This is a genomic window from Pseudomonas sp. HP_01, assembly GCF_055284355.1.
In genome coordinates this window covers 81,102-101,854 of record NZ_JBTOPV010000012.1, presented here as the reverse complement: position 1 = coordinate 101,854, position 20,753 = coordinate 81,102, and the positions used below count along the sequence as shown (strand labels likewise).

Here is a 20,753-nt window from a genome sequence, read left to right as displayed (position 1 = left end):
CAGACACCGCAAAACGCGACTTTGATGCAGGCCGAGCGCAGGCGATGCGGAGTGGGTCGAGCCGCATGGATGCGGCGAGAGCGCCGTCAGGACATGGATGTCCGTTCGGCGCGGGCCCACGGAGCATCGTCGGAGTGAGGGAACCCGACGAAGTCGGGCCCAACCAGGAGCAGGCACTTTTGCTTACTTTTGGTGCTTTTCAAAAGTAAGCCGTCGAAGGCGAAACAGCTCTGCCGTTAGGCAGAGCCGCAACAACGATCAAAACGGCGCCGGACACTCGAACCGAACCCGCTCGCCCGTCGCAGGATGGGTAAACGCCAACATGCTCGCATGCAGACACAACCGCGGATAGGCCGCCAGCGCATCCGGATGCGCATACAAACCGTCGCCCAGCAACGGATGCCCAATCGACAACATATGCACCCGCAACTGATGCGACCGCCCTGTGATCGGCGTCAGCTCAACCCGGCAATGGGTGTCATACCGCTCCAGCACCTTCCAGAACGTCAACGCATGCTTGCCGAACTCATGATCCACCACGTGACGCGGCTTGGTCGGCGGATCGTAGCGCAACGGCAAATCGATACTGCCGCTGTCCAGGTCTGGCTGGCCCCACGCCAGCGCCGTATAGGCCTTCTCCGTCTCGCGGTCATGAAACTGCCGGGACAACTCACGGTGGGTGTCCGCGTCACGGGCCAGCAAAATGATCCCCGACGTCTCCCAGTCCAGCCGATGGACGATGCGCGCTTCGGGGTAGCCGTTTTCCTGCAAGCGGGTAATCAGACAGTCCTTGTTATCGTCAGCGCGACCAGGGACTGAGAGCAGCAGGGTGGGTTTGTTCACCACCAGGACAGCGTCGTCCTGATGGAGGATATGAACGTTGGACAGCGGCATTGAACGCCTCATCACTCAAACAGGCGCAGCACGATCAAGACAGTCATCGTGGCGCAAAAAACAGGTCTTCAGGAACGCCAACGGCGGCGCGGTTGCCTGATTCCGCAAAGGGAGTCAGGCAACCGGGCCGCCGTGGCGACTGCCTTCTCGATCAACGATCAGGCAGGGTGATATTCAGTTCCAGAATCGAGCAGCTGCCGTCGTTTTCAAGGGCGACATGCACGTCATCGTTACCGATGTTGACGTACTTGCGGATCACCTCGACCAACTCCTTCTGCAAGGCGGGCAGGTAATCCGGGGTGCTGCGTTGGCCGCGTTCATGCGCCACGATGATCTGTAGACGCTCTTTCGCTACCGACGCGGTGCTGGGCTTTTTGTTGGCACGAAAGAAGTCAAAAATGCTCATCAGTTACCCCCGAACAGGCGTTCGAAAAATCCTTTTTTCTGTACGTCCAGGAAGCGGTGCTCACGGTCCTTGCCCAACAGACGGTCAACGGCATCGCTGTACGCCTGGCCGGCATCGCTCTGGTCATCGAGGATGACCGGAACGCCCTGGTTGGACGCCTTGAGTACGGCCTGGGATTCCGGAATCACGCCCAGCAGGGTCACGGCGAGGATTTCCTTGACGTCTTCAACGCCCAGCATCTCGCCCTTGCTCACGCGCTCAGGATTGTAACGGGTCAGGAGCAAGTGCTCCTTGATCGGATCTTCACCACGCTCGGCGCGACGGGACTTGCTGGCCAGCAGGCCCAGCATGCGGTCCGAGTCACGTACCGAGGACACTTCCGGGTTGGTCACGACGATGGCTTCGTCGGCGAAATACATCGCCAGGTGAGCGCCCGTTTCGATACCGGCAGGGGAGTCGCAGACGACGTACTCGAAGGTTTCCTTGAGTTCCATCAGGACTTTCTCAACGCCTTCCTTGGTCAGCGCGTCTTTGTCACGGGTCTGGCTGGCCGCGAGGACGTAAAGACCTTCGATCTTCTTGTCCTTGATCAGCGCTTGCTGCAGGTTGGCTTCGCCGTTCACTACGTTGACGAAGTCATAAACGACGCGACGCTCGCAACCCATGATCAGGTCAAGGTTACGCAGGCCGACGTCGAAGTCGACGATGACCGTTTTGTGGCCGCGCAGTGCGAGACCGGTACCGATGGCGGCGCTGGTGGTGGTCTTGCCCACACCACCCTTGCCGGATGTAACCACGAGAATCTTGGCCAAGGTGTATCACCCCTAGAGGAAAAGGACGTTGAGTCCCTGAAGAGCCCCTCGTGACGGCGCAACTAAAGCGGGCGAGGGCGGTGATCGGAACCCGTGAAGGAATTCCTGTTCGGGAGAACAAAAAAATATCCCGAACGTCCCGGTGCCTTCGCGTCGTTTTCGCGACGAATCAGAGTGGCTTAAAAATGGCGCAGTATCCGTTAAAGACGGGTGATGTTCAACACGTCCCCGGACAGACTGATCTGCACACCAGCGCCCCAGAGGGGATCCCGGCGCAGGTCTTCGGACACCTTGTACTGGCCGGCGATGGAGATCAGTTCGGCGACCATTTGCTGGCAGAAAATCCGTGCCTTGGTATCGCCCTTGATCCCCGCCAGCGCGCGGCCGCGCATCGGGCCGTACACGTGAATGTTGCCGTCCGCGAGCAGTTCGGCGCCGGGACTGACCGAGGAAATCACCACCAGGTCAGAGCCCTGGGCGTAGATCTGCTGACCACCGCGCACAGGCGCCGTGATGATCTTGGTCGGCTTGATCAGCGGCTCGGGCGGCTTTTCAATGATTTCCGGCTTCTTTTTGACCTCGCCTTCCGTCGGATCGAGGGGTCGTTCGCGCGCGCCTGAAGGCGGCAGCACCGGCAGATCGATGGAAATGGCGGCGGCGATGTCTTCAATTCGGTTGGCACGAATGGCCAGGGTGCGCAGCCCGTGCTGGCGGCAGATGCGCATCATTGCCGGCAGATCGATCGCGCCTTCATCCGGCGGCAGTTTGTCGAGGGCCAGCACCAGCGGTGTATTGCTGAAGAAGTTAGGCGCCTGGGCGACTTTGGCCGCCAGTTGACGATCCAGCGCTTCGAGGTTGTTGCGCGCCAGTTCCAGCACAGTGATGGCCAGCATGCTGCCCTTCAGCTGAAACACGGGATCCTTGTCTTGCAATTCGATTTGGCTCATGTCGGCATACAGCGGCTTGTCGCTAAAAGTGCCGAGACTTATAACGATAACGCCCGCCAGCCGCAAGGGAGGCGCAACCGACGGGGGCACGATCCGCGCGAACCGATGTAGAATGCCCGCCTTTGTCCTGACGGAAGCTTTAATGGATCGCCCGCGTTTTCGAGCTCACTTTCTTCATCCCCGCTTCTGGCTGCTGTGGCTGGGGCTGGGCGTGCTCTGGCTGATCGTGCAGTTGCCGTTTCGCGTGTTGCTGGTGATCGGCCGTGCGCTGGGTTGGGTCATGTATTACCAGGCGACCGATCGGCGGATCATTGCTGCCCGTAACCTCGAACTGTGTTTCCCCCAGTATTCCAAAGCCGAGCGCAAACGCCTGCTCAGGGAAAACTTCGCCTCCACGGGCATCGCCTTTTTTGAAATGGCCATGAGCTGGTGGTGGAGCAAGCCCCGTCTCGCGCGCCTGGCGCACATCGAAGGCCTTCATCATTTAAAACAGGCGCAGCTGGACGGCCATGGCGTGATCCTCATGGCGCTGCACTTCACGACGCTTGAAATCGGCGCGGCCCTGCTGGGTCAGCAGCACACCATCGATGGCATGTACCGCGAGCACAAGAACGCGCTGTTCGACTACGTGCAGCGGCGTGGCCGCGAGCGGCACAACATGGATTCCATTGCCGTTGAGCGCGAAGACGTGCGCGGCATGATCAAGCAACTGCGCAAGGGCCGGGCGATCTGGTATGCGCCTGATCAGGACTACGGCGCCAAGCAGAGCATCTTCGTGCCGCTGTTCGGTATTCAGGCGGCCACCGTGCCGGCCACCAGCAAGTTCGCCAAACTCGGCCATGCGCTGGTCGTGCCGTTCACTCAGGAGCGTCTGGCTGACGGCAGTGGCTACAAGCTGGTGATCCATCCGCCGCTCAGCGATTTTCCGGGGGAGAGCGACGAGGCGGACTGCATTCGCATCAACCAATGGGTTGAGCGCGCCGTCACCGCATGCCCCGAGCAGTACCTGTGGGCGCACCGTCGCTTCAAGAGTCGGCCGCCGGGTGAGCCGAAGTTGTACAAGAAGCGTGGCTGAAACCAAGAGCTGAGAGCCCATGACGACAAGCGCCACAGAACAACAAACGGTGCACGATGCCTCAGCGATGTCTCCCGGCATCGAGCCCATCACCGGGCTGATCCTGTCCGGCGGCGGCGCCCGCGCGGCGTATCAGGTGGGCGTGCTCGCCGGCATCGCCGACCTGTTGCCCGTCGGCGCCAAAAACCCTTTTCCGGTCATCGTCGGCACCTCCGCCGGGGCGATCAACGCGGTGAAGCTGGCCAGCGGCGCCGCGCAGTTTCGTACTGCGATCCACGAACTCACTGACTTCTGGCAGGGCTTTCGCAGCCATCAAGTGCTGCGCAGTGACTGGCCCGGCGTCGTACGGCAGGCCGCGCGGTTCTTCGGTCGCAGCCTGTTGGGCATCGGTCGGCAACAGGTGCCGGTGGCGCTGCTCAACAGTTCACCGCTGAAGGATCTGCTGACTGCGCGGCTCAACCTCGACGGCATCCAGGAAGCCATTGAAGCAAAGCATCTGCGCGCGGTGGCGATCACTGCCTTTGGTTATGAATCGGGGCAGGCTGTCACGTTTTATCAGGGCAGGGGCACCATCGAATCCTGGCTGCGGCATCGCCGGATCGGCCTGCCGACGCGCTTGACGATCGACCATCTGCTGGCCAGTTCGGCGATTCCCTTGCTGTTCGCGCCGGTGAAGCTGGGGCAGGAATATTTTGGCGACGGCGCGGTGCGGCAGTCGGCGCCGATCAGTCCGGCGTTGCACTTGGGCGCTAACCGCGTTCTGGTGGTGGGCGTCAGCGGCAACCCCCGTGGCCCCGGCGCGAATCCCGCTGTACAGCGCGCGGTCCGTGGCACGCAGCCGAGCCTTGCGCAGATCGGCGGGCACATGCTCAACAGCACGTTCATTGACAGTCTTGAGAGTGACATTGAGTTGCTGGAGCGGCTGAATCTGGTCAGCCGTATGTTGCCGTCACCGAGTGTTCCCTCGCCTCTGGCGTCCGAGTCGACGCCCATTCAGTCCCTGGCGCCGGTTGAAGTGCTGGTGATTTCCCCCAGCCAGCCCATCGACGAAATCGCCGCCCGTCATCGCCGCGAACTGCCCCCGGCGCTGCGCACATTTCTGCGCGGCCCGGGTGCAACCAAGACCAGCGGCGCCGGGGTGCTGAGCTACCTGCTGTTCGAGTCGGGTTATTGCAGCGAGCTCATCGAACTGGGCCGCCGCGACGCGATGGCCCAGAAGGAAGAGTTGAGGCGGTTCTTGCGGCTGGAGTGAGTCGCTGCCCCGGTGATTCAATGCGGCCGCAGCTCATTGTAGGAGCGCGCTTGCCCGCGATGGCGGTGTGTCATTCACCATATCTATTGCAGGCATACCCCATTCGCGGGTAAGCGCGCTCCTGCACTGTAAGAGGCGTTCACGCGGTCAGTTTGTCATCCCGAAAATCCCGCAGGGCCTGTTCGATTTCTTCACGGCTGTTCATCACGAACGGGCCGTATTGCACGATCGGTTCGCCCAGCGGCTTGCCAGCGATCAGTAGCACGCGGGCGCCCGTTTGGCTGCTCAGCTGAATCTCACCACTTTCCGACAACCGCGCGAGACGGCTCTGGCTGAGTTTCTGTGGCTGCCCGGCAATCTCGACTTCTCCTTCGTACACATACAGCAGCACGCGATGGCCCTCGGCGACGCGCGGGCTGATCTGGCTGCCGGCGGGCATGTGGAAATCGAAATACTGCGGCTCGGTGTCCGGACGCTGCACGGCGCCTGCCTGGGACGTCTGGCCGTCGTCGAACTGACCTGCGATCACCACCACGTCGACGCCCTTATGGGTGGTGATGCGCGGAATGCGCTCGGGCTGAATGTCGTCGTAACCGGCATCGCCCATCTTCGATTTGGCCGGCAGGTTGAGCCACAGCTGGAAGCCGCGCATGGCGCCTTCTTCCTGCTCGGGCATCTCGCTGTGAATGACCCCGCGCGCAGCGGTCATCCACTGCACGCCGCCGCCCTGCAGCAGGCCGACGTTGCCCATGTGGTCTTCGTGGCGCATGCGGCCTTCGAGCATGTAGGTCACGGTCTCGAACCCGCGATGGGGGTGTGGCGGAAAGCCGGCGATGTACTCGTCGGGGTTTTCGGAGCCGAATTCGTCGAGCATCAGGAAGGGGTCGAAGGATTCAATGCCTGGCCCGCCGAATACACGGGTCAGCTTGACGCCAGCACCGTCGGACGTCGGTTGGCCGGCCTGGATCGACAGCACTTTACGAAATTGAGTCATGGGGCTCACTCCGGCAGAGGGGGAATGGCGCCTATGGTAGGCCTGTTGAAGCGATGGATGGGTGACGTTTTTGCGGGGGAATGATCGGGTTTGGCGATGGGTTGCGGGCTTTATTCCCAAGACTCCAGGAGACCCCCACCATCCGCAAGGAGTGAGGTGGCGCGCCAAACGCTGTCCATGCAGGAGTGACCGGGGGTGGCGCTCCACCTTGCTCGCGAAGAGGCCCGAAGATCCGACATATCGCCACCGGCCGGACCGCGCACTTGTAGGACTGGCTTTAGCCGGGAAGACGCCGGCATTAACACCACGAATTTGATGGCGTGCCGACGGGCCTCTTCCCGGCTGAAGCCGGTCCTACAGGTTTTGCTGCCAGCAGTGCCGGCAGCGTTCAGGTCACGTTACTCGGAAACCTGCAGCTTGCGGGCTTCGGTGTACACGTAACGCACTTTCTCGTACTCGAACGGCGAGTCCATCTGACCATAGCGGAAGCTGGTGGTGTAGCGACGGTCGATGGCGCGCAGCAGGTACAGCTCAGGATGGTCTTCGCTGACCTGGGCGACGTTGAGGAAGTTGATCTGCGATTCAGCCGTGAAGTCGAAGACCAGTCCGCCAGTGTCACGCAGGTTAGACGGGCCGAGGATCGGCAACACCAAGTACGGGCCTGCCGGTACGCCGTAGAAACCCAGGGTCTGACCGAAGTCTTCGCTCTGTTTCTTCAGGCCCATCATGGTCGCCGGGTCCCACAGCCCGGCAATGCCCAGGGTGGTGTTGACGATCAGGCGGCCGGTGGTTTCCATCGAACGCTTGCCCTTGAACTGCAGCAGACTGTTCAGCAGGTTCGGCACATCGCCAAGGTTGCTGAAAAAGTTGCTGACGCCGGTACGCACGAAGCTCGGTGTCACGTATTTGTAGCCGTTGACCACCGGCAGGAACACCCACTCATCGAAGCGATAGTTGAAGTGGTAGACCCGACGGTTCCAGGACTCCAGCGGATCATAGACATTCAGCGCGTTGAGCGACGAGCGCTCGAACTCCTGAGCGTCGAGACCCGGGTTGAATTTCAGGGACTTCAAAGGCTCGGTGAACCCATCCGGGTTATCGATCCGCTTGACCGGGGCTGCCTGGGAAACGATCGGCGCGTCGGCCGCGTGGACGGCGCCAGCGCAGAGGAGGGCGGCGATAAGCAATAGACGTTTAGCCACGGAAAAACTCCAGCATGGCGTCGCTGTTGACGCGATAGTTCATGTTGCCGCAGTGACCGCCGTAAGGGTAAACGGTCAGGCGATCGCCAAAAGTCTTGCGCAGGAAACCGAGGTCGCCCGGGCCGAGGATCACGTCGTCGGCGTTGTGCATCACCGCGATCTTCTTGCTGCTCGCCAGGTAATCCTTCAGCGCGTACAGGCTGACCTGATCAATCAGCTGCAGCAGGCTGCCACCGTCGGTGCGGGCACGCCACATCGGGATGACCTGCTCGGTCACGTAGCAGTCGAAATCGCACTGCAGCGCGCGCTTGAGGAACGGCGTCAGGCTGGTGCCTTCGCTGATCGGTGTCTTTGGCGGAGTAATCAGGCCGCGGCGGTTGATCAGGTCAGATGTAAAGGCGATGTCGGCGGCGGAGAAGCGGAACGAGGTACCAATCAGCATCGCCATCTGTTCGTTGGACAGGTGCTGCTTGGACTGCTGGAAGTCATACAGCAGGGCATCGTTCAGATCGATGTAGCCTTTTTCGCGGAAGTAGCGGGTCAGCTTCTGCAGCACCAGTTCATAGAAGGTGGTGCTGTTGGTGATGCCTTTAACGTCGGTCTGAACCATTTTGTCGAGGTTGGTGATCGACGTGTACAGGTTCACCGGCGGGTTGATCAGCAGCACTTTCTTGAAGTTGAAGCTGCGGCGGGTTTCGTCAAGTTTGCTGACGAACGCTGCATCCAGTGCGCCGAGGCTGTAACCGGTGAGGTAATACTCGGTGACCTGCAGTTTTGACTGCTGGGCGCGAACGGCCTGCATGACGCGGTACAAGTCTTCGGCGTCTTCCTTGGTGACGCCAGGGGTGGCGAAACGCGAGGCGGCGCTCATGAAGTCGTAGCTTGTGGGCGACGAGAGCTGTACGACGTTGTAACCCGCGCCGTAGTAAAGCTTCTTCAGGTATTCGTTCAGGGTGCTGTTATAAGGCGCGCCGGTGCCGGCGATCAGGAAGATCAGCGGCGCAGGGTGGTCTTGTTTGGCGAGGCGATAACGCAGTTTCTTCACGGCCCAGAAGTTGTCCGGCAGTGTGAACTCACGCTCCGGGCGCATGGTGAGGCTGTAATCGTCCTGATCGATGTCGGCGTCTTCAGGCACCTTGGCACGCAAATCCGCTGGGGTCGTGGCGATGGTCGCTTCGAACGGATTGGTCAGGGGGAAGCCATAGCTGGACGGATCGATATCGACCGCCATCACGGACGCACTCAAAAACAGGCCGCCTGATAAGGCGGCGAGGCGCAGAAAACGAAGCATGACTGAATCCCTTGGGAATGATGTGCTGTTGAAATACGCAGGCTATGACACGGGTGTAATGCCAAAGTGCCGTGACGGCAAGTGACTCTTGCATGACCCTCTGCGACGATACAGGTTATGGCACTTCTGCCCTGTCTGCTCGTGCTTTTTATTGCCCGTATGGTTTTGCCTGGCTGGCTGCGGCTATGCTGCGCGCCGTTGGTTATTTTCTGGAGTGTGTCGTGTCCCGTCGTCTGCCGTTGGTGATGCTTTTTTTTATGCTGGTGCTGTGGCTGGCCGTCAGTTACGGACTGCGCTACGGCCTGATGGAAGACGTGCAATGGGTAGGAGCCTGCGCTGACGAGGCGTCTAAATGGCAGTGCCAGTTGCGCTCCAACCTGGGCCTGTTGATTCACTTCGGTGTGTTCGGATGGGGCGCGCTGATCGCATCTCTGATCGCGTTTTTTGTGCCACGTCGGCCCGGCCGAGCGCTCGCGGTCGTTGGCTTGCTGCTGGGGATACTCGCGCTGGTGCTGTACACGGCCAGTCTGGCGGTGTTCGCGGTGGTGATTGCCGGGTTGCGGCTGGTGCGTAGTCAACGGGCCTGACCTCACAACGGGCCTGGCCTCAAAAGCCGAATGCCAGACAGCATAAAGGGGAGCCGAGGCTCCCCTTTAAATCGTTGCACGTGCTCTTTCTTATTGTTGTAGGGCGGTCTGTTGTTGTTATTGGCAACCGGTCCCTCTACAGCGTCTTCGGTGATCCCCATACGGGATACAAGAGCAAACGTATTTTTTTGAGCGCTGACCTGCTTTGATTCCTCTTCTGCGAGAGGTGATCCAACCCGTTCTGGCCGCTACCTGAGGGTAGTTTTATTATTCTCGGTCGGGCTGCGAGGCCGGGGCCTCGGTAAAGCGTTTCTACTCCAAAAAAATCTGTTGGCTGCGTCTCTGTGCCGTTGTTCTTGTTATGTCAGAGCCGATTCATCTTATTTTTATTGGGTTTTCACATTTTGTTCTTGTTATGCAGGAGATATAGCAGGGTGCGTGCCAACTTTTGAAATCCCTCTTAAATCAAGGGATTGCGAAATCCGATTATTCGGAACCCCCCATGTGTAACGGAATTCTGTTTCCGTGTTACCCGCCTTGGCGCTTTTTAGTCCCTCGGCGGTAACACAATGTATCCGTCCCGCCGCACACACGGTTACACAGCGTTGGCGGCGCTCTTCGGCGCCTTGACCGGAGCGCCGATGCGCACGCTGCGCCACAGTGCCAGCGCCATCAGCAGACTCACCGCCGCCCACGCCCACGCCTGGGGATTGCTCAGGCCTTCGCGAAACAGCTGCGGCACGATGCCGGCGCCGATGATGAACATCAGCAGGCCGATCTCACGGCGCGGTGCTGCCACCGGGCGGATCAGATAGACCAGCGCGGGCAGCCACAGCGTCGCGGTCGCGAAGCTGCGGTAGCGCGGGTCAAACACCATCGCCAGCATCATCACTGCCGCCGCGAACCCGCTGGCGTACAACCACCATCCGGCCCGGGCGTCCAGCCAGGCGAACACGCGTTCGCGCCAGCCTGAACGCGCCGACAACGCCAGCGCTGCGTGGGCGAGTACCAGCAGATTCAGCGCCACCAGTGCCACTGCCCACACGTATTCGCCGGCAAAGCGGCTGGTCACCCGGGCCAGTTCACCCCAGGTACCGATGCAGCAACCGGCGAACGCCGCCAGCAATGGCAGCATCAGCGCGTTGCGTGGGCGATTGACACGACCCGCCCACGCCAGCGCCAGCAGGGCGATTGCGCCACTCACCGCCAGCCAGAATGGCCACAACGGCAGGTTCGACACCGGCCCGGCCAGCACGCCTTTGTCCTGGCGATCGGCATCGAACAGCCCCCAGTAACCGCCCACTGCGCCTTCGGACTGGCGCTTCCACGGCTGGTCGAAGGCCTCGATCAGGTTGTAGTGCCAGCCGTGCTGCTCGGCCATGGCGACGAAACTGCGAATGAATTTGGCCTCGTTGACCCGGCTGGGCAGCGCTGTTTCACGCTGGCGGCCTTCGCTGGGCCAGCCGGTCTCGCCGATGAGAATGTCCTTGGGCGCGAACTTTTTGCCGAACGTTTCGCGGATCTGTGCGACGTGTGCCAAGGCTTCGTCGATGCCGGTGGGGTCGTCTTCCCAGTACGGCAGCAGGTGGATCGTCAGAAAATCCACGGCAGGGGCGACTTCCGGGTATTGCAGCCAGTATTCCCAGACGTCCGCGTAGGTAACCGGCTGCTTGACCTGCGCTTTCACCTGACCAATCAGTTTGGCCAATTGAGCGCCGGTGACTTCCTTGCGCAACAGGCTTTCGTTACCGACGATCACTGCCGTCACCACATCCGGGTGGGTATTCGCGGCCGTCACCAGCGCCTTGATTTCCTTGGCCGTGTCCACCGGATTGCCATTGACCCAGGCGCCGAGCATCAGCTTGAGGCCGTACTTGCGAGCGATGTCGGGAAGCGCCTCCATGCCGGTCATCGAGTAGGTCCGGATGCAATTGAAGCGCGTCGCCAGCAACGCCAGGTCAGCGTCCATGCGTGCAGGGCGCAGGGTGAACGGCTGATCGAAAGGCGATTGGTCCTTGTCAAACGGCGTGTAGGACGCGCATTGCAGTTTGTGGGTCGGCGTGGCGGCGTCCGGCAGAATCACCGGCTTGCCCAGCCAGTACCAGTAGCCGCACAGGCCAAGCAGGGCAATCACACAGGAGAACAGGTAAAGGACGACAGGCGAGCGGGACGTTGCGGACATGACGGGGCCGAAGTGGGGCGAAGGTCGGCATAGTAGCAAGATGATGCGGTTACATCTGTAGGAGCGTGGCTCGTCCCGCGATCGCCTGCGGAGCAGTCGTTGAACCTCGCGACGCCATTCTCGCTGACACACCGCATTCATTGCATTGCTGCCGCTGCGCGCCAGATCGCGGGACAAGCCACGCTCCTACACAACCCATTCGCTCAGCGCTTTTGCAAATCATGCAATTTCCGGACGAGTCGCCAGGCTCTTTACGACCTGTCTGTCGTTGATGGCCCGGTGATGTCGTTTACCGGGTGGCTGGGTGTCGCTGGGAGGAAAGGCACAAGGTGTATGGGAGTTGATGATCAATCGTCCACGCAGCGATTGCGTCTGCGCAGGCACGTGGTGAAAGCGTGAAACGCGTGCTCGCCCCGAACCAGGGCGCGAGAGCGACGTTATAAGAACGTTAACGACGCCCGACCGCTGTCGGGTTCTGGACTACCGGGGAAGTGAAAATGACGATGCGAAAAATCCTGGGTGTCGGTGCCGCGCTGGCACTGGCCATCAGTTCCACGCTGGCCCACGCCGACGCCAAACCCGAGCTGAGCATCGGTTACGTCGATGGCTGGTCCGACAGTGTTGCCACCACCAACGTCGCCGCCGAGGTGATCAAGCAAAAACTGGGTTACCCGGTGAAACTGCAGGCCGTGGCGGCCGGGATCATGTGGCAGGGCGTCGCGACCGGCAAACTGGACATGATCCTGTCTGCCTGGCTGCCCGTGACCCACGGCGAGTACTGGACCAAGAACAAGGACAAGGTCACCGACTACGGCCCCAACTTCAAGGACGCAAAAATCGGCCTGATCGTGCCTGAGTACGTGAAAGCCAACTCGGTGGCGGACCTCAAGACCGACGACTCTTTCAAGAAGAAAATCGTCGGCATCGACGCCGGCTCAGGCGTGATGATCAAGACCGATCAGGCGATCAAGGATTATGGCCTGGACGGTTACAAGCTCCAGGCCAGTTCCGGCGCCGGCATGATCGCCGAGCTGACCCGCGCCGAGAACAAGAAGGAATCCATCGCCGTCACCGGCTGGGTGCCGCACTGGATGTTCGCGAAGTGGAAGCTGAAGTTCCTCGAAGACCCGAAGGGCGTTTACGGTGCGGCTGAAACCGTCGACAACATCGGCAGCCTGGATCTGGCGAAGAAGGCCCCGGACGTTGCGGAATTCCTGAAGAAATTCCAGTGGTCCGGCAAGGATGAAATCGGCGAAGTCATGCTCGCCATCCAGGACGGCGCCAAGCCTGAAGCGGCGGCCAAGGACTGGGTTGCCAAGCACCCGGATCGCGTCAAGGAGTGGACCGGTAAGTAATCGGTCACAAAGATTTAACGTCTTACCGAACCGCCTGGCGAGCCATCGCCAGGCGGTTTTTTATTGCCTTCACTCCACTGTGCAATCAACGGCGCGTAAAAGAGGCAATCCTTCGAACATCAACTAATGTCGTTCTAATACTAAGGTCGTCTGGAGTGCAACGCAGAGCGGACTAAAGTGCAAACCGTGACATCCATCTGTGCTGCGAGGACAAAAACAATGAACGACAGCATTTACCTCTCGATTCAGAACAGCCCGCGCTTCAAGGAGCTGGTCTCGAAAAGGGAACGATTCGCCTGGATTCTCTCGGCAATCATGCTTGGGCTCTATGCCGCATTCATCCTTTTGATTGCGTATGGGCCTCAGATTCTCGGCGCTAAACTCAGCGCCACATCAACCATTACGTGGGGCATGCCGATCGGCGTCGGGCTGATTGTGTCCGCGTTCGTTCTGACCGCCATCTACGTTCGCCGTGCAAACGGTGAATTCGATGACCTGAACAACGCGATCCTGAAGGAGGCACAGCAATGATCCGGCGCCTGCTTGCGGCCTTCGGCCTTGCTGCTTTCGCACCAACACTATGGGCAGCCGAAGCGCTGACTGGTGCGGTGCAGAAGCAACCGTTGAACGTGTCGGCGATCATCATGTTTGTGGTCTTCGTTGGTTTCACTCTCTACATCACGTATTGGGCGTCGAAAAAGAACAAGACAGCGTCAGACTACTACTCGGCAGGCGGCAAGATCACCGGGTTCCAGAACGGCCTGGCCATCGCCGGTGACTACATGTCGGCGGCGTCCTTTCTGGGGATTTCCGCGCTGGTGTACACCTCCGGCTACGACGGTCTGATCTACTCCATCGGCTTCCTTGTCGGCTGGCCGATCATCCTGTTCCTGATCGCCGAACGCCTGCGCAACCTGGGCAAGTACACCTTCGCTGACGTGGCGTCCTATCGCCTCAAGCAGAAGGAAATCCGCACCTTGTCCGCCTGCGGTTCGCTGGTGGTCGTGGCGTTCTACTTGATCGCTCAGATGGTTGGCGCCGGCAAGCTGATCCAGCTGCTGTTCGGTCTGGACTATGCGGTGGCGGTGGTGCTCGTCGGTATCCTGATGTGCCTTTATGTGCTGTTCGGCGGCATGCTGGCGACCACGTGGGTACAGATCATCAAGGCGGTGATGCTGCTCTCCGGTGCGTCGTTCATGGCGTTGATGGTGATGAAGCACGTCAACTTCGACTTCAACGTGCTGTTCTCGGAAGCGGTGAAGGTTCACCCGAAAGGTGAAGCGATCATGAGCCCGGGCGGTCTGGTGAAAGATCCGATCTCGGCGTTCTCGCTGGGTTTGGCGCTGATGTTCGGCACCGCAGGCCTGCCACACATTCTCATGCGCTTCTTCACCGTGAGTGATGCGAAGGAAGCCCGTAAGTCGGTGCTCTACGCGACCGGTTTCATCGGCTACTTCTACATCCTGACCTTCATCATCGGTTTTGGCGCGATCCTGCTGGTCAGCACCAATCCGACGTTCAAGGACGCGGCGGGCGCGCTGCTCGGCGGCAACAACATGGCAGCGGTTCACTTGGCCGATGCGGTCGGTGGCAGTCTGTTCCTGGGCTTTATCTCGGCGGTGGCGTTCGCGACCATCCTTGCTGTGGTGGCGGGTCTGACCCTGGCCGGTGCTTCGGCGGTGTCCCACGACTTGTATGCCAGTGTGATAAAGGCGGGCAAGGCCAACGAGAAAGACGAGATCCGTGTGTCGAAGTACACCACGGTTGCGCTGGCGGTCGTGGCGATCCTGTTGGGTATTGCGTTCGAAAGTCAGAACATCGCGTTCATGGTGGGCCTGGCGTTCTCGATTGCGGCGAGCTGTAACTTCCCGGTGTTGTTGCTTTCGATGTACTGGAAGAACCTGACCACTCGTGGCGCGATGATTGGCGGCTGGATGGGCCTGGTCAGTGCGGTGGTGTTGATGGTGCTCGGGCCGACCATTTGGGTGCAGATTCTGCATCACGAGAAGGCGATTTTCCCGTACGAGTATCCGGCGTTGTTTTCGATTGCGATTGCGTTTGTCGGGATCTGGTTTTTCTCGATCACGGATAAGTCGAAGGCGGCGGAGGGTGAGCGTGCGTTGTTCTTCCCGCAGTTTGTGCGTTCGCAGACGGGCCTGGGGGCCAGTGGTGCGGTGTCGCATTGATGTGAGGTAGTGCTGTTGTGGAAACGCCCCGATGATTCGGGGCGTTTTTGTGTGTGCTGGAAAAACGCTCGCTCCGGGCACAACGAAAACCCTCGTTCTGAGCCTGCGCTACCGGGCAACTCTGCGAAACAGCGGCAGTGGTTTATGTCGTCAGCCTCAGTCGCGCGACGAACTCACAGAGTTAATGCCGCATAACGGGTTGCCGTTTCGCAACCTGTGAGGCGGGTTCGCTAGAAGTTGTATGACTTCGGCTCCCTTGTCATGCCTGCTGCATCACGCTTCATACTTATAGTTGAATCATTCGTATTAGATAAAATATCGGCTGCCTGCTAAAACCGTTAACTTCATGCTCACTGCGCTCTTTTTCGGCACGTCCCTATTAAACCCTGTTTTGAAAACGCTCAGATCAGGGCGCCGTCGGCGAAACCCGGCACGGGCACGAATGCAGGCCCCTTTGCCGTTCGGCCTGTCCTGTGGGGCCGTTAACGGCAAAGCTGCTGCGATGATCCTCCTTTGGCTGCCTTGTCCCCCTCCTGCCTGTCGCTGAGTCACCTTCAGCGCTTCGCCACTTCGCCACTTCGTTCAAGTTGTGTACAGCCATAACTTGAGACAGTGCGCTGCCGGTAGCGCTGTCGTTTTAAAGAAGCACGCAGTGTTCAAATAACGTTATTAAAAATGAAATACAACGGACGCCTCGTTCTGCCCGACAGGCTTCATAACTCCAGTACTCCCAGTTTCGTGCTCCTAAGCCAGTACCCCAAGGCATCTATTCCACACGAGCGAATGAGTTGCGCCATGAATAATATGACCCCGTTGAAGTTGTTGCACGACGAACCGCTGCCAGACGTCATGTACGGTCCGTTTCAGCCCGAGTTGCTGCGCGAGGAAGTGTTGGCCGATCTGCTGGAGGCCACCGCCAGGCGTCACCCGGAAAAGATCGCGCTGATCTTTGGCGAACGTCAGATCAACTATGCGCAGTTGGACTATCAGGCAGACCGCGTCGCCGCAGCGCTGATCGAAGCGGGGGTGCGGCCCGGCCAAATCGTCGGTTTGTGGTTGCCCAGAGGCATTGAGCTGCTGGTTATGCAGGCGGGTATTGCCAAGTCGGGTGCAGCCTGGCTGCCGCTGGACCAAGACACGCCGGTGGAGCGGCTGCAAGTGTGCATGGAGGATGCGAATGCAGTGGGCGTACTCAGCTGCGACGCATTCAAGCCACAACTGAGTGACATCGGTATGACGGTTTGGACCGCCGAATCGCTACTCGTGCAGACAGATGCACCACTTCTGCGGCGCACTGGCGCGATGCCCGATCATCCTGCGTACGTGATTTACACCTCGGGCTCCACCGGCAAACCGAAAGGCATTCTGATTTCCCAGCGCAGCATCTGCCATTTCCTGCGTAGCGAGAACGCCATACTTGGCGTGAATGCCAGTGACCGCGTGTACCAAGGTTTCTCGGTGGCGTTCGATATGTCGTTTGAGGAGATCTGGATCTCCTATCTGGTCGGCGCAACCCTGTGGATTGGCCCGAAGGAAACCAGTGGCGACCCGGAGAGCCTGCCGCGCCTGCTGAACCAGCAGCGCATCAGCGTATTGCATGCCGTACCAACATTGTTAGCGCTATTCAGTGAGGACGTGCCTGGCTTGCGCCTGATCAACCTTGGCGGCGAAATGTGCCCCGAATCCCTCGTGGATCGCTGGTCAAAGCCGAACCGGCAGATGTTCAACACCTATGGGCCTACCGAAGCGACAGTGTCCGCCAGTTTGTCTCGCCTCTTGCCCGGCCGCCCGGTCAGCATCGGTCAGCCACTGCCCAACTACGGGTTGTTGGTGATCGCGCAAGAAGCCCGGTTTGAGAGCGACTGCCAGCCGGTGCTGCTGCCACGCGGTCAGACCGGTGAGCTGTGTATTGTCGGGCCTGGAGTGGCTGAGGGGTATCTCGGACGGCCGGACCTGACCCAAGAAAAATTTCTGCCCAACCCTTGGTCCACCGGCCCGAATGACGCCCGCATTTACCGCACGGGCGATCTGGCGCGCATTGATCATGAAGGCCAGGTGCACTGCCTTGGGCGTGCGGACGATCAGGTCAAAATCAGAGGTTTTCGTGTCGAACTCGGCGAGATCGAGTCGTTACTGGCTCTGCAGCCGGGCGTTGGCACCGTCGCTGTGTTGCTGCGCAACCACCGCGGGCTCGACCAACTGATCGCCTACGTCGTCTGTGATGATGAGCCACCCGCTGCGTTCACCAGTGCCTTGCGCAAAGCCGCCCAGGCAAAGTTGCCGTCCTACATGGTGCCTGGATATGTTGAACTGCTCGAGAGCATGCCGCGGCTGACGTCCGGCAAGATAGATCGCAAAGCGCTAAAGGCGCGACCTCTGGAGGTCGATACAAGCGCTACCAGCACTGAATCCGATGTCGCAGAAACTGCCAGCGAAGTGGTGTTGTTCGCAGAGCTGACAAAGCTGTTTCCAGGCGTTCCGATTCGCCGCGATGCAGATTTTTTTAGCGATCTGGGCGGCCATTCATTTTTTGCTGCACGCCTGGCATCAGCCCTGCGCGCCCACCCACGCTTCGCCCACATCACCGTACGCGATATCTATCAACAACGTCGGCTTGACGCCATCAGCGCAGTGCTTGACCTGACTCCGGAAGAAACCGAAGCCCCGACCGAATGGACGCCACCCTCGGCCTGGCGCCGCTGGCGTTGTGGCGTGGCACAAGCGCTCACTTTGCCGGTAATGGTCAGCCTGCGCATGACCCAGTGGCTGGCACCGTTCTTCACCTACCACTGCCTCACCGGATCCCCCGGCGACTCCGTGACTATGGCAACGCTCGCGTCGATCATGATCTTCCTGGTCGCCACGGTGGTGCAATTCATGATCGCGCTCACGGGCAAATGGCTGATCGCCGGGCGCCTCAAACCCGGTGTTTATCCGCTATGGGGCGTCACTTATTTTCGGTGGTGGGCTGCCGACCGAATGGTTGAGTCGGCACCGCTTTATTTACTGAGTGGTTCGTCTCTTTATCCGGTCTGGTTGCGTGCCTTGGGAGCCAAGATCGGCAAAGACGTGATTATTGGCGGGATCGGTATTCGTGCCCCTGACCTTCTAGAGATCGGCGATGGGGTCAGTATCGGTAACGGCGTCAGCTTCGAAAACGCGAGGGTCGAACGAGGCCAGTTGCACCTGGGGCAGATCAAGGTGCAGGCCAACGCCTGTGTTGGCTCGTACGTGATCATGGAAGGCAATACCGGCGTGGGGCCATTTGGTCATCTGGAAGCGCAGTCGGCTCTGGCCGATGGTCGCGAGGTGCCGGCCGGGCGCATTTGGCAAGGTTCTCCGGCACGTGACAGAGGCTCATTCGATACCCGCCGGCAACCTGCCCGACCCGTAGTGAGCAAAGCCCGCCTTGGTGCAGAAGCCATGTTTTTCAGCGCGGGAATCCTGCTGATAGCCACGCTGTTTTTCATCCCGGTGTTTCCAACTTTCTTCCTGATGGACACGTTCGATACCCACCACACACTGACCTGGCTGGAAAACTGGGGCGTAAGCAGTCAGATCGTCCGTTATTTCATCCTGGCGTTGCCGGCCAGTGCCGTGCTGATCGTCTTCACGGCACTGGCCTCTGCCGCGTTGCGCTGGATTGCACTGCCGCGGTTGAAGCCAGGCCGCTACGCGGTACACAGCAACACCTACTGTGCCAAGTGGTTGGTCAGCCATATTCAGGAGGCGAGCTTGAATGTGCTGTCCGGCATGTACGCCACGGTATACGCGCCGTTCTGGTACCGATTGCTCGGTGCGAAGGTGGGCCGTAACGCCGAGATATCCAGTGCGCAGGGCGTGATCCCCGACATGCTCACCCTCGGTGATGAGACCTTCATCGCCGACGCCGTGATGCTGGGCGACGAGCACATAGATGGTGGCTGGATGACCATGCAACCCACTGTCGTCTCAAACCGCAGTTTTGTGGGTAATGGCAGTTATATCGCCGATGGCACCGTACTTCCGGAGAACGTCCTCATCGGCGTGCACTCCAGCACACCACCCAATAGTCAGCTGGCCAACGGCGACACATGGCTTGGCTCGCCGCCGATCAATCTGCCGGCCCGTGAACAGCTCTCGGGATATCCCGACTCGCTCACCTTCAAGCCGTCACCTCTGCGCCGGCTGGCCCGTGGCTTGATCGAAGCGACGCGTATCGTGACACCGAATGCGATGACCATAGCCGTTGGCTACACCGTCATCCTTTACCTGATGCCGTTGGTCGATGAGCGAAGCTGGGGCACGGTTATCACTTATCTGGCCTTGATTGGCCTCGCATACAGCGTGGGTAATTTCCTGCTGGTCGCCACGTTGAAATGGCTGGTCATCGGTCGTTATCGTAAACGTGCCGATCCGATGTGGACGCCATTCGTGTGGCTGTCGGAAGGCATTACCAGCCTCTACGAAGGCATGGCCGTGCCCAACTTCATGCGCTATGTGCGCGGCACACCCTGGTTGCCACTGGCGTTCAACATGCTCGGCTGCAGGATTGGCAAAGGCGTGTACATGGATACCACCGACATCACCGAATTTGACTGCGTCAAGGTCGGTGCGCACAGTGAATTGAACGCGGCGGTTTGCCCACAGACTCACCTGTTCGAAGACCGGGTCATGAAAATCGACCTTGTCGACATCCGCGAACGCGTCTATATGGGCCCGCGCAGCGCCGTGCTTTACAGCGCGGTGGTGGGATGTGATGCGCACTTGGGTGCTTTGACACTGGTGATGAAAGGCGAACACATCCCGGCCGGCAGCCGCTGGGTCGGATGCCCTGCAGAGCCTGGCAGGGCATGAGTGTAGAGGCGGTCGACGTCATGAATGGCAAGCGGCGGGTGGTCAATGTGCTACCCGGCCAGTTGGCCCGGCTGCACGTGGATACCGACCTGTTACTAATCAGTATCACCACCGATCCGGGTGCATCAAGGGCGCAGGCAAGGCTGGGCATCCGCACGCACCTGCGTGATGCACTGGGCGAGTGGCTTGACCTCAAACCTTGTGACATCACCTTCGTTAGCGTGCCCGGAAGGCCTCCCCGGGTGATCCTCGACGGCGCGCTGGAGCCTGGCCTGTCGATCAGCCACGAAGCTGGCCTGTCCCTCGCTGCCGTCAATCTGCAAGGGCCGGTGGGCGTTGATCTCATGAAAACCCAGGACGTACCAGACTGGCTCATCGTCTCAAAGGACTACCTCGGCCCCACCACAACCTGCCAATTGCTCGCAACGCCCGATACCCAACGCACGCTCGCCTTTACCGAAGCATGGTGCCAGCGCGAGGCGCTGCTCAAACTGCATGGGCAGCCGCTGATGGAATCAACAGCGCTCCCGGTGCTTGCGGGTTGTGTGGGTCAAATCGACCTGCCTTTGCCATGGGTGGCCATGGTCGCGGTGTTGTGATCTGACGCAGATGTCATTTTTGCGTTCAGCGCTTAAAAAAGATTGAACCGCTTTAAGCGGGTTCGCCTAATGATTAGCGTGTGGAGATTCCCACAGGCCTTGTGCTAATACCGGCACTCTTCGAGAGGTGGTTAA

The 20,753-nt window shown here is 59.9% G+C and carries 16 protein-coding genes; 8 read left to right on the top strand and 8 right to left on the bottom strand.

Translation table 11 applies throughout. The features are described 5' to 3' along the window. Positions 1–258: 258 nt before the first annotated feature. From ACYAR8_RS09140 to minC, 4 genes are all read right to left on the bottom strand, one after another. Entirely contained in the window at positions 259–894 is a 636-nt protein-coding gene (locus tag ACYAR8_RS09140) for an RluA family pseudouridine synthase (RefSeq protein ID WP_463579691.1), read from the bottom strand. A 151-nt stretch (positions 895–1,045) separates the two neighbouring features. Then, a complete protein-coding gene (gene minE, locus ACYAR8_RS09135; protein WP_037013831.1) occupies positions 1,046–1,300 on the bottom strand; it encodes a cell division topological specificity factor MinE in 255 nt (84 codons plus the stop codon). Continuing rightward, positions 1,300–2,112: a septum site-determining protein MinD gene (gene minD / locus ACYAR8_RS09130; RefSeq protein ID WP_037013830.1), complete on the bottom strand. Its 813-nt coding sequence runs from the start codon at positions 2,110–2,112 to the stop codon at positions 1,300–1,302. The genes minE and minD overlap by 1 nt, the downstream gene beginning before the upstream one ends. Positions 2,113–2,312: 200 nt before the next feature. Beyond that, entirely contained in the window at positions 2,313–3,059 is a 747-nt protein-coding gene (gene minC / locus ACYAR8_RS09125) for a septum site-determining protein MinC (protein WP_074890214.1), read from the bottom strand. A gap of 142 nt (positions 3,060–3,201) precedes the next feature. Here minC and ACYAR8_RS09120 point away from each other — a divergent pair, with 142 nt between their 5' ends. Then, positions 3,202–4,134: a lipid A biosynthesis lauroyl acyltransferase gene (locus ACYAR8_RS09120; RefSeq protein WP_463579690.1), complete on the top strand. Its 933-nt coding sequence runs from the start codon at positions 3,202–3,204 to the stop codon at positions 4,132–4,134. A gap of 67 nt (positions 4,135–4,201) precedes the next feature. Next, positions 4,202–5,386 (top strand): patatin-like phospholipase family protein, encoded by a 1,185-nt coding sequence (locus ACYAR8_RS09115; RefSeq protein WP_108122025.1) that lies wholly within the window; start codon positions 4,202–4,204, stop codon positions 5,384–5,386. A gap of 139 nt (positions 5,387–5,525) precedes the next feature. Here the strand turns inward: ACYAR8_RS09115 and ACYAR8_RS09110 are convergent, their stop codons facing one another. The 3 genes from ACYAR8_RS09110 to ACYAR8_RS09100 all read right to left on the bottom strand — a co-directional run bounded on the left by ACYAR8_RS09110 (position 5,526) and on the right by ACYAR8_RS09100 (position 8,873). After that, entirely contained in the window at positions 5,526–6,380 is an 855-nt protein-coding gene (locus ACYAR8_RS09110; protein ID WP_463579689.1) for a pirin family protein, read from the bottom strand. Between the two features lie 398 nt (positions 6,381–6,778). Continuing rightward, positions 6,779–7,582, bottom strand: coding sequence for an MlaA family lipoprotein (locus tag ACYAR8_RS09105; RefSeq protein ID WP_074890223.1), 804 nt, complete (start codon positions 7,580–7,582; stop codon positions 6,779–6,781). After that, positions 7,575–8,873: a serine/threonine protein kinase gene (locus tag ACYAR8_RS09100; RefSeq protein WP_074890225.1), complete on the bottom strand. Its 1,299-nt coding sequence runs from the start codon at positions 8,871–8,873 to the stop codon at positions 7,575–7,577. The genes ACYAR8_RS09105 and ACYAR8_RS09100 overlap by 8 nt, the downstream gene beginning before the upstream one ends. Positions 8,874–9,094: 221 nt before the next feature. On the opposite strand from ACYAR8_RS09100, the gene ACYAR8_RS09095 reads away from it, so the two are divergent. Next, complete coding sequence (locus tag ACYAR8_RS09095; RefSeq protein WP_463579776.1) at positions 9,095–9,460, top strand: hypothetical protein; 366 nt, start codon at positions 9,095–9,097, stop codon at positions 9,458–9,460. A 595-nt stretch (positions 9,461–10,055) separates the two neighbouring features. On the opposite strand, the gene ACYAR8_RS09090 is transcribed toward ACYAR8_RS09095, so the two are convergent. Beyond that, complete coding sequence (locus tag ACYAR8_RS09090) at positions 10,056–11,642, bottom strand: glycoside hydrolase family 17 protein (RefSeq protein ID WP_463579688.1); 1,587 nt, start codon at positions 11,640–11,642, stop codon at positions 10,056–10,058. A 497-nt stretch (positions 11,643–12,139) separates the two neighbouring features. On the opposite strand from ACYAR8_RS09090, the gene ACYAR8_RS09085 reads away from it, so the two are divergent. From ACYAR8_RS09085 to ACYAR8_RS09065, 5 genes are all read left to right on the top strand, one after another. Beyond that, positions 12,140–12,997 carry a glycine betaine ABC transporter substrate-binding protein gene (locus tag ACYAR8_RS09085; RefSeq protein WP_074890231.1) on the top strand — a complete coding sequence of 286 codons (858 nt, stop codon included), beginning with the start codon at positions 12,140–12,142 and terminating at the stop codon, positions 12,995–12,997. Between the two features lie 219 nt (positions 12,998–13,216). Beyond that, entirely contained in the window at positions 13,217–13,528 is a 312-nt protein-coding gene (locus ACYAR8_RS09080; RefSeq protein WP_108122019.1) for a DUF485 domain-containing protein, read from the top strand. Then, positions 13,525–15,183, top strand: coding sequence for a cation acetate symporter (locus ACYAR8_RS09075; RefSeq protein ID WP_463579687.1), 1,659 nt, complete (start codon positions 13,525–13,527; stop codon positions 15,181–15,183). The genes ACYAR8_RS09080 and ACYAR8_RS09075 overlap by 4 nt, the downstream gene beginning before the upstream one ends. A 795-nt stretch (positions 15,184–15,978) precedes the next feature. After that, on the top strand, positions 15,979–20,019 hold the full coding sequence (locus tag ACYAR8_RS09070; protein ID WP_463579686.1) for a Pls/PosA family non-ribosomal peptide synthetase: 4,041 nt from the start codon (positions 15,979–15,981) through the stop codon (positions 20,017–20,019). Beyond that, positions 20,016–20,618: a 4'-phosphopantetheinyl transferase family protein gene (locus ACYAR8_RS09065; protein ID WP_463579685.1), complete on the top strand. Its 603-nt coding sequence runs from the start codon at positions 20,016–20,018 to the stop codon at positions 20,616–20,618. The genes ACYAR8_RS09070 and ACYAR8_RS09065 overlap by 4 nt, the downstream gene beginning before the upstream one ends. Positions 20,619–20,753: the final 135 nt, after the last annotated feature.

Coding starts and splice junctions, on each gene's coding strand:
- ACYAR8_RS09140 (WP_463579691.1), bottom strand. CDS start 894: ATGCCGCTGTCCAACGTTCATATCCTCCATCAGGACGACGCTGTCCTG.
- minE (WP_037013831.1), bottom strand. CDS start 1,300: ATGAGCATTTTTGACTTCTTTCGTGCCAACAAAAAGCCCAGCACCGCG.
- minC (WP_074890214.1), bottom strand. CDS start 3,059: ATGAGCCAAATCGAATTGCAAGACAAGGATCCCGTGTTTCAGCTGAAG.
- ACYAR8_RS09120 (WP_463579690.1), top strand. CDS start 3,202: ATGGATCGCCCGCGTTTTCGAGCTCACTTTCTTCATCCCCGCTTCTGG.
- ACYAR8_RS09115 (WP_108122025.1), top strand. CDS start 4,202: ATGTCTCCCGGCATCGAGCCCATCACCGGGCTGATCCTGTCCGGCGGC.
- ACYAR8_RS09110 (WP_463579689.1), bottom strand. CDS start 6,380: ATGACTCAATTTCGTAAAGTGCTGTCGATCCAGGCCGGCCAACCGACG.
- ACYAR8_RS09100 (WP_074890225.1), bottom strand. CDS start 8,873: ATGCTTCGTTTTCTGCGCCTCGCCGCCTTATCAGGCGGCCTGTTTTTG.
- ACYAR8_RS09090 (WP_463579688.1), bottom strand. CDS start 11,642: ATGTCCGCAACGTCCCGCTCGCCTGTCGTCCTTTACCTGTTCTCCTGT.
- ACYAR8_RS09085 (WP_074890231.1), top strand. CDS start 12,140: ATGACGATGCGAAAAATCCTGGGTGTCGGTGCCGCGCTGGCACTGGCC.
- ACYAR8_RS09080 (WP_108122019.1), top strand. CDS start 13,217: ATGAACGACAGCATTTACCTCTCGATTCAGAACAGCCCGCGCTTCAAG.
- ACYAR8_RS09075 (WP_463579687.1), top strand. CDS start 13,525: ATGATCCGGCGCCTGCTTGCGGCCTTCGGCCTTGCTGCTTTCGCACCA.
- ACYAR8_RS09070 (WP_463579686.1), top strand. CDS start 15,979: ATGAATAATATGACCCCGTTGAAGTTGTTGCACGACGAACCGCTGCCA.
- ACYAR8_RS09065 (WP_463579685.1), top strand. CDS start 20,016: ATGAGTGTAGAGGCGGTCGACGTCATGAATGGCAAGCGGCGGGTGGTC.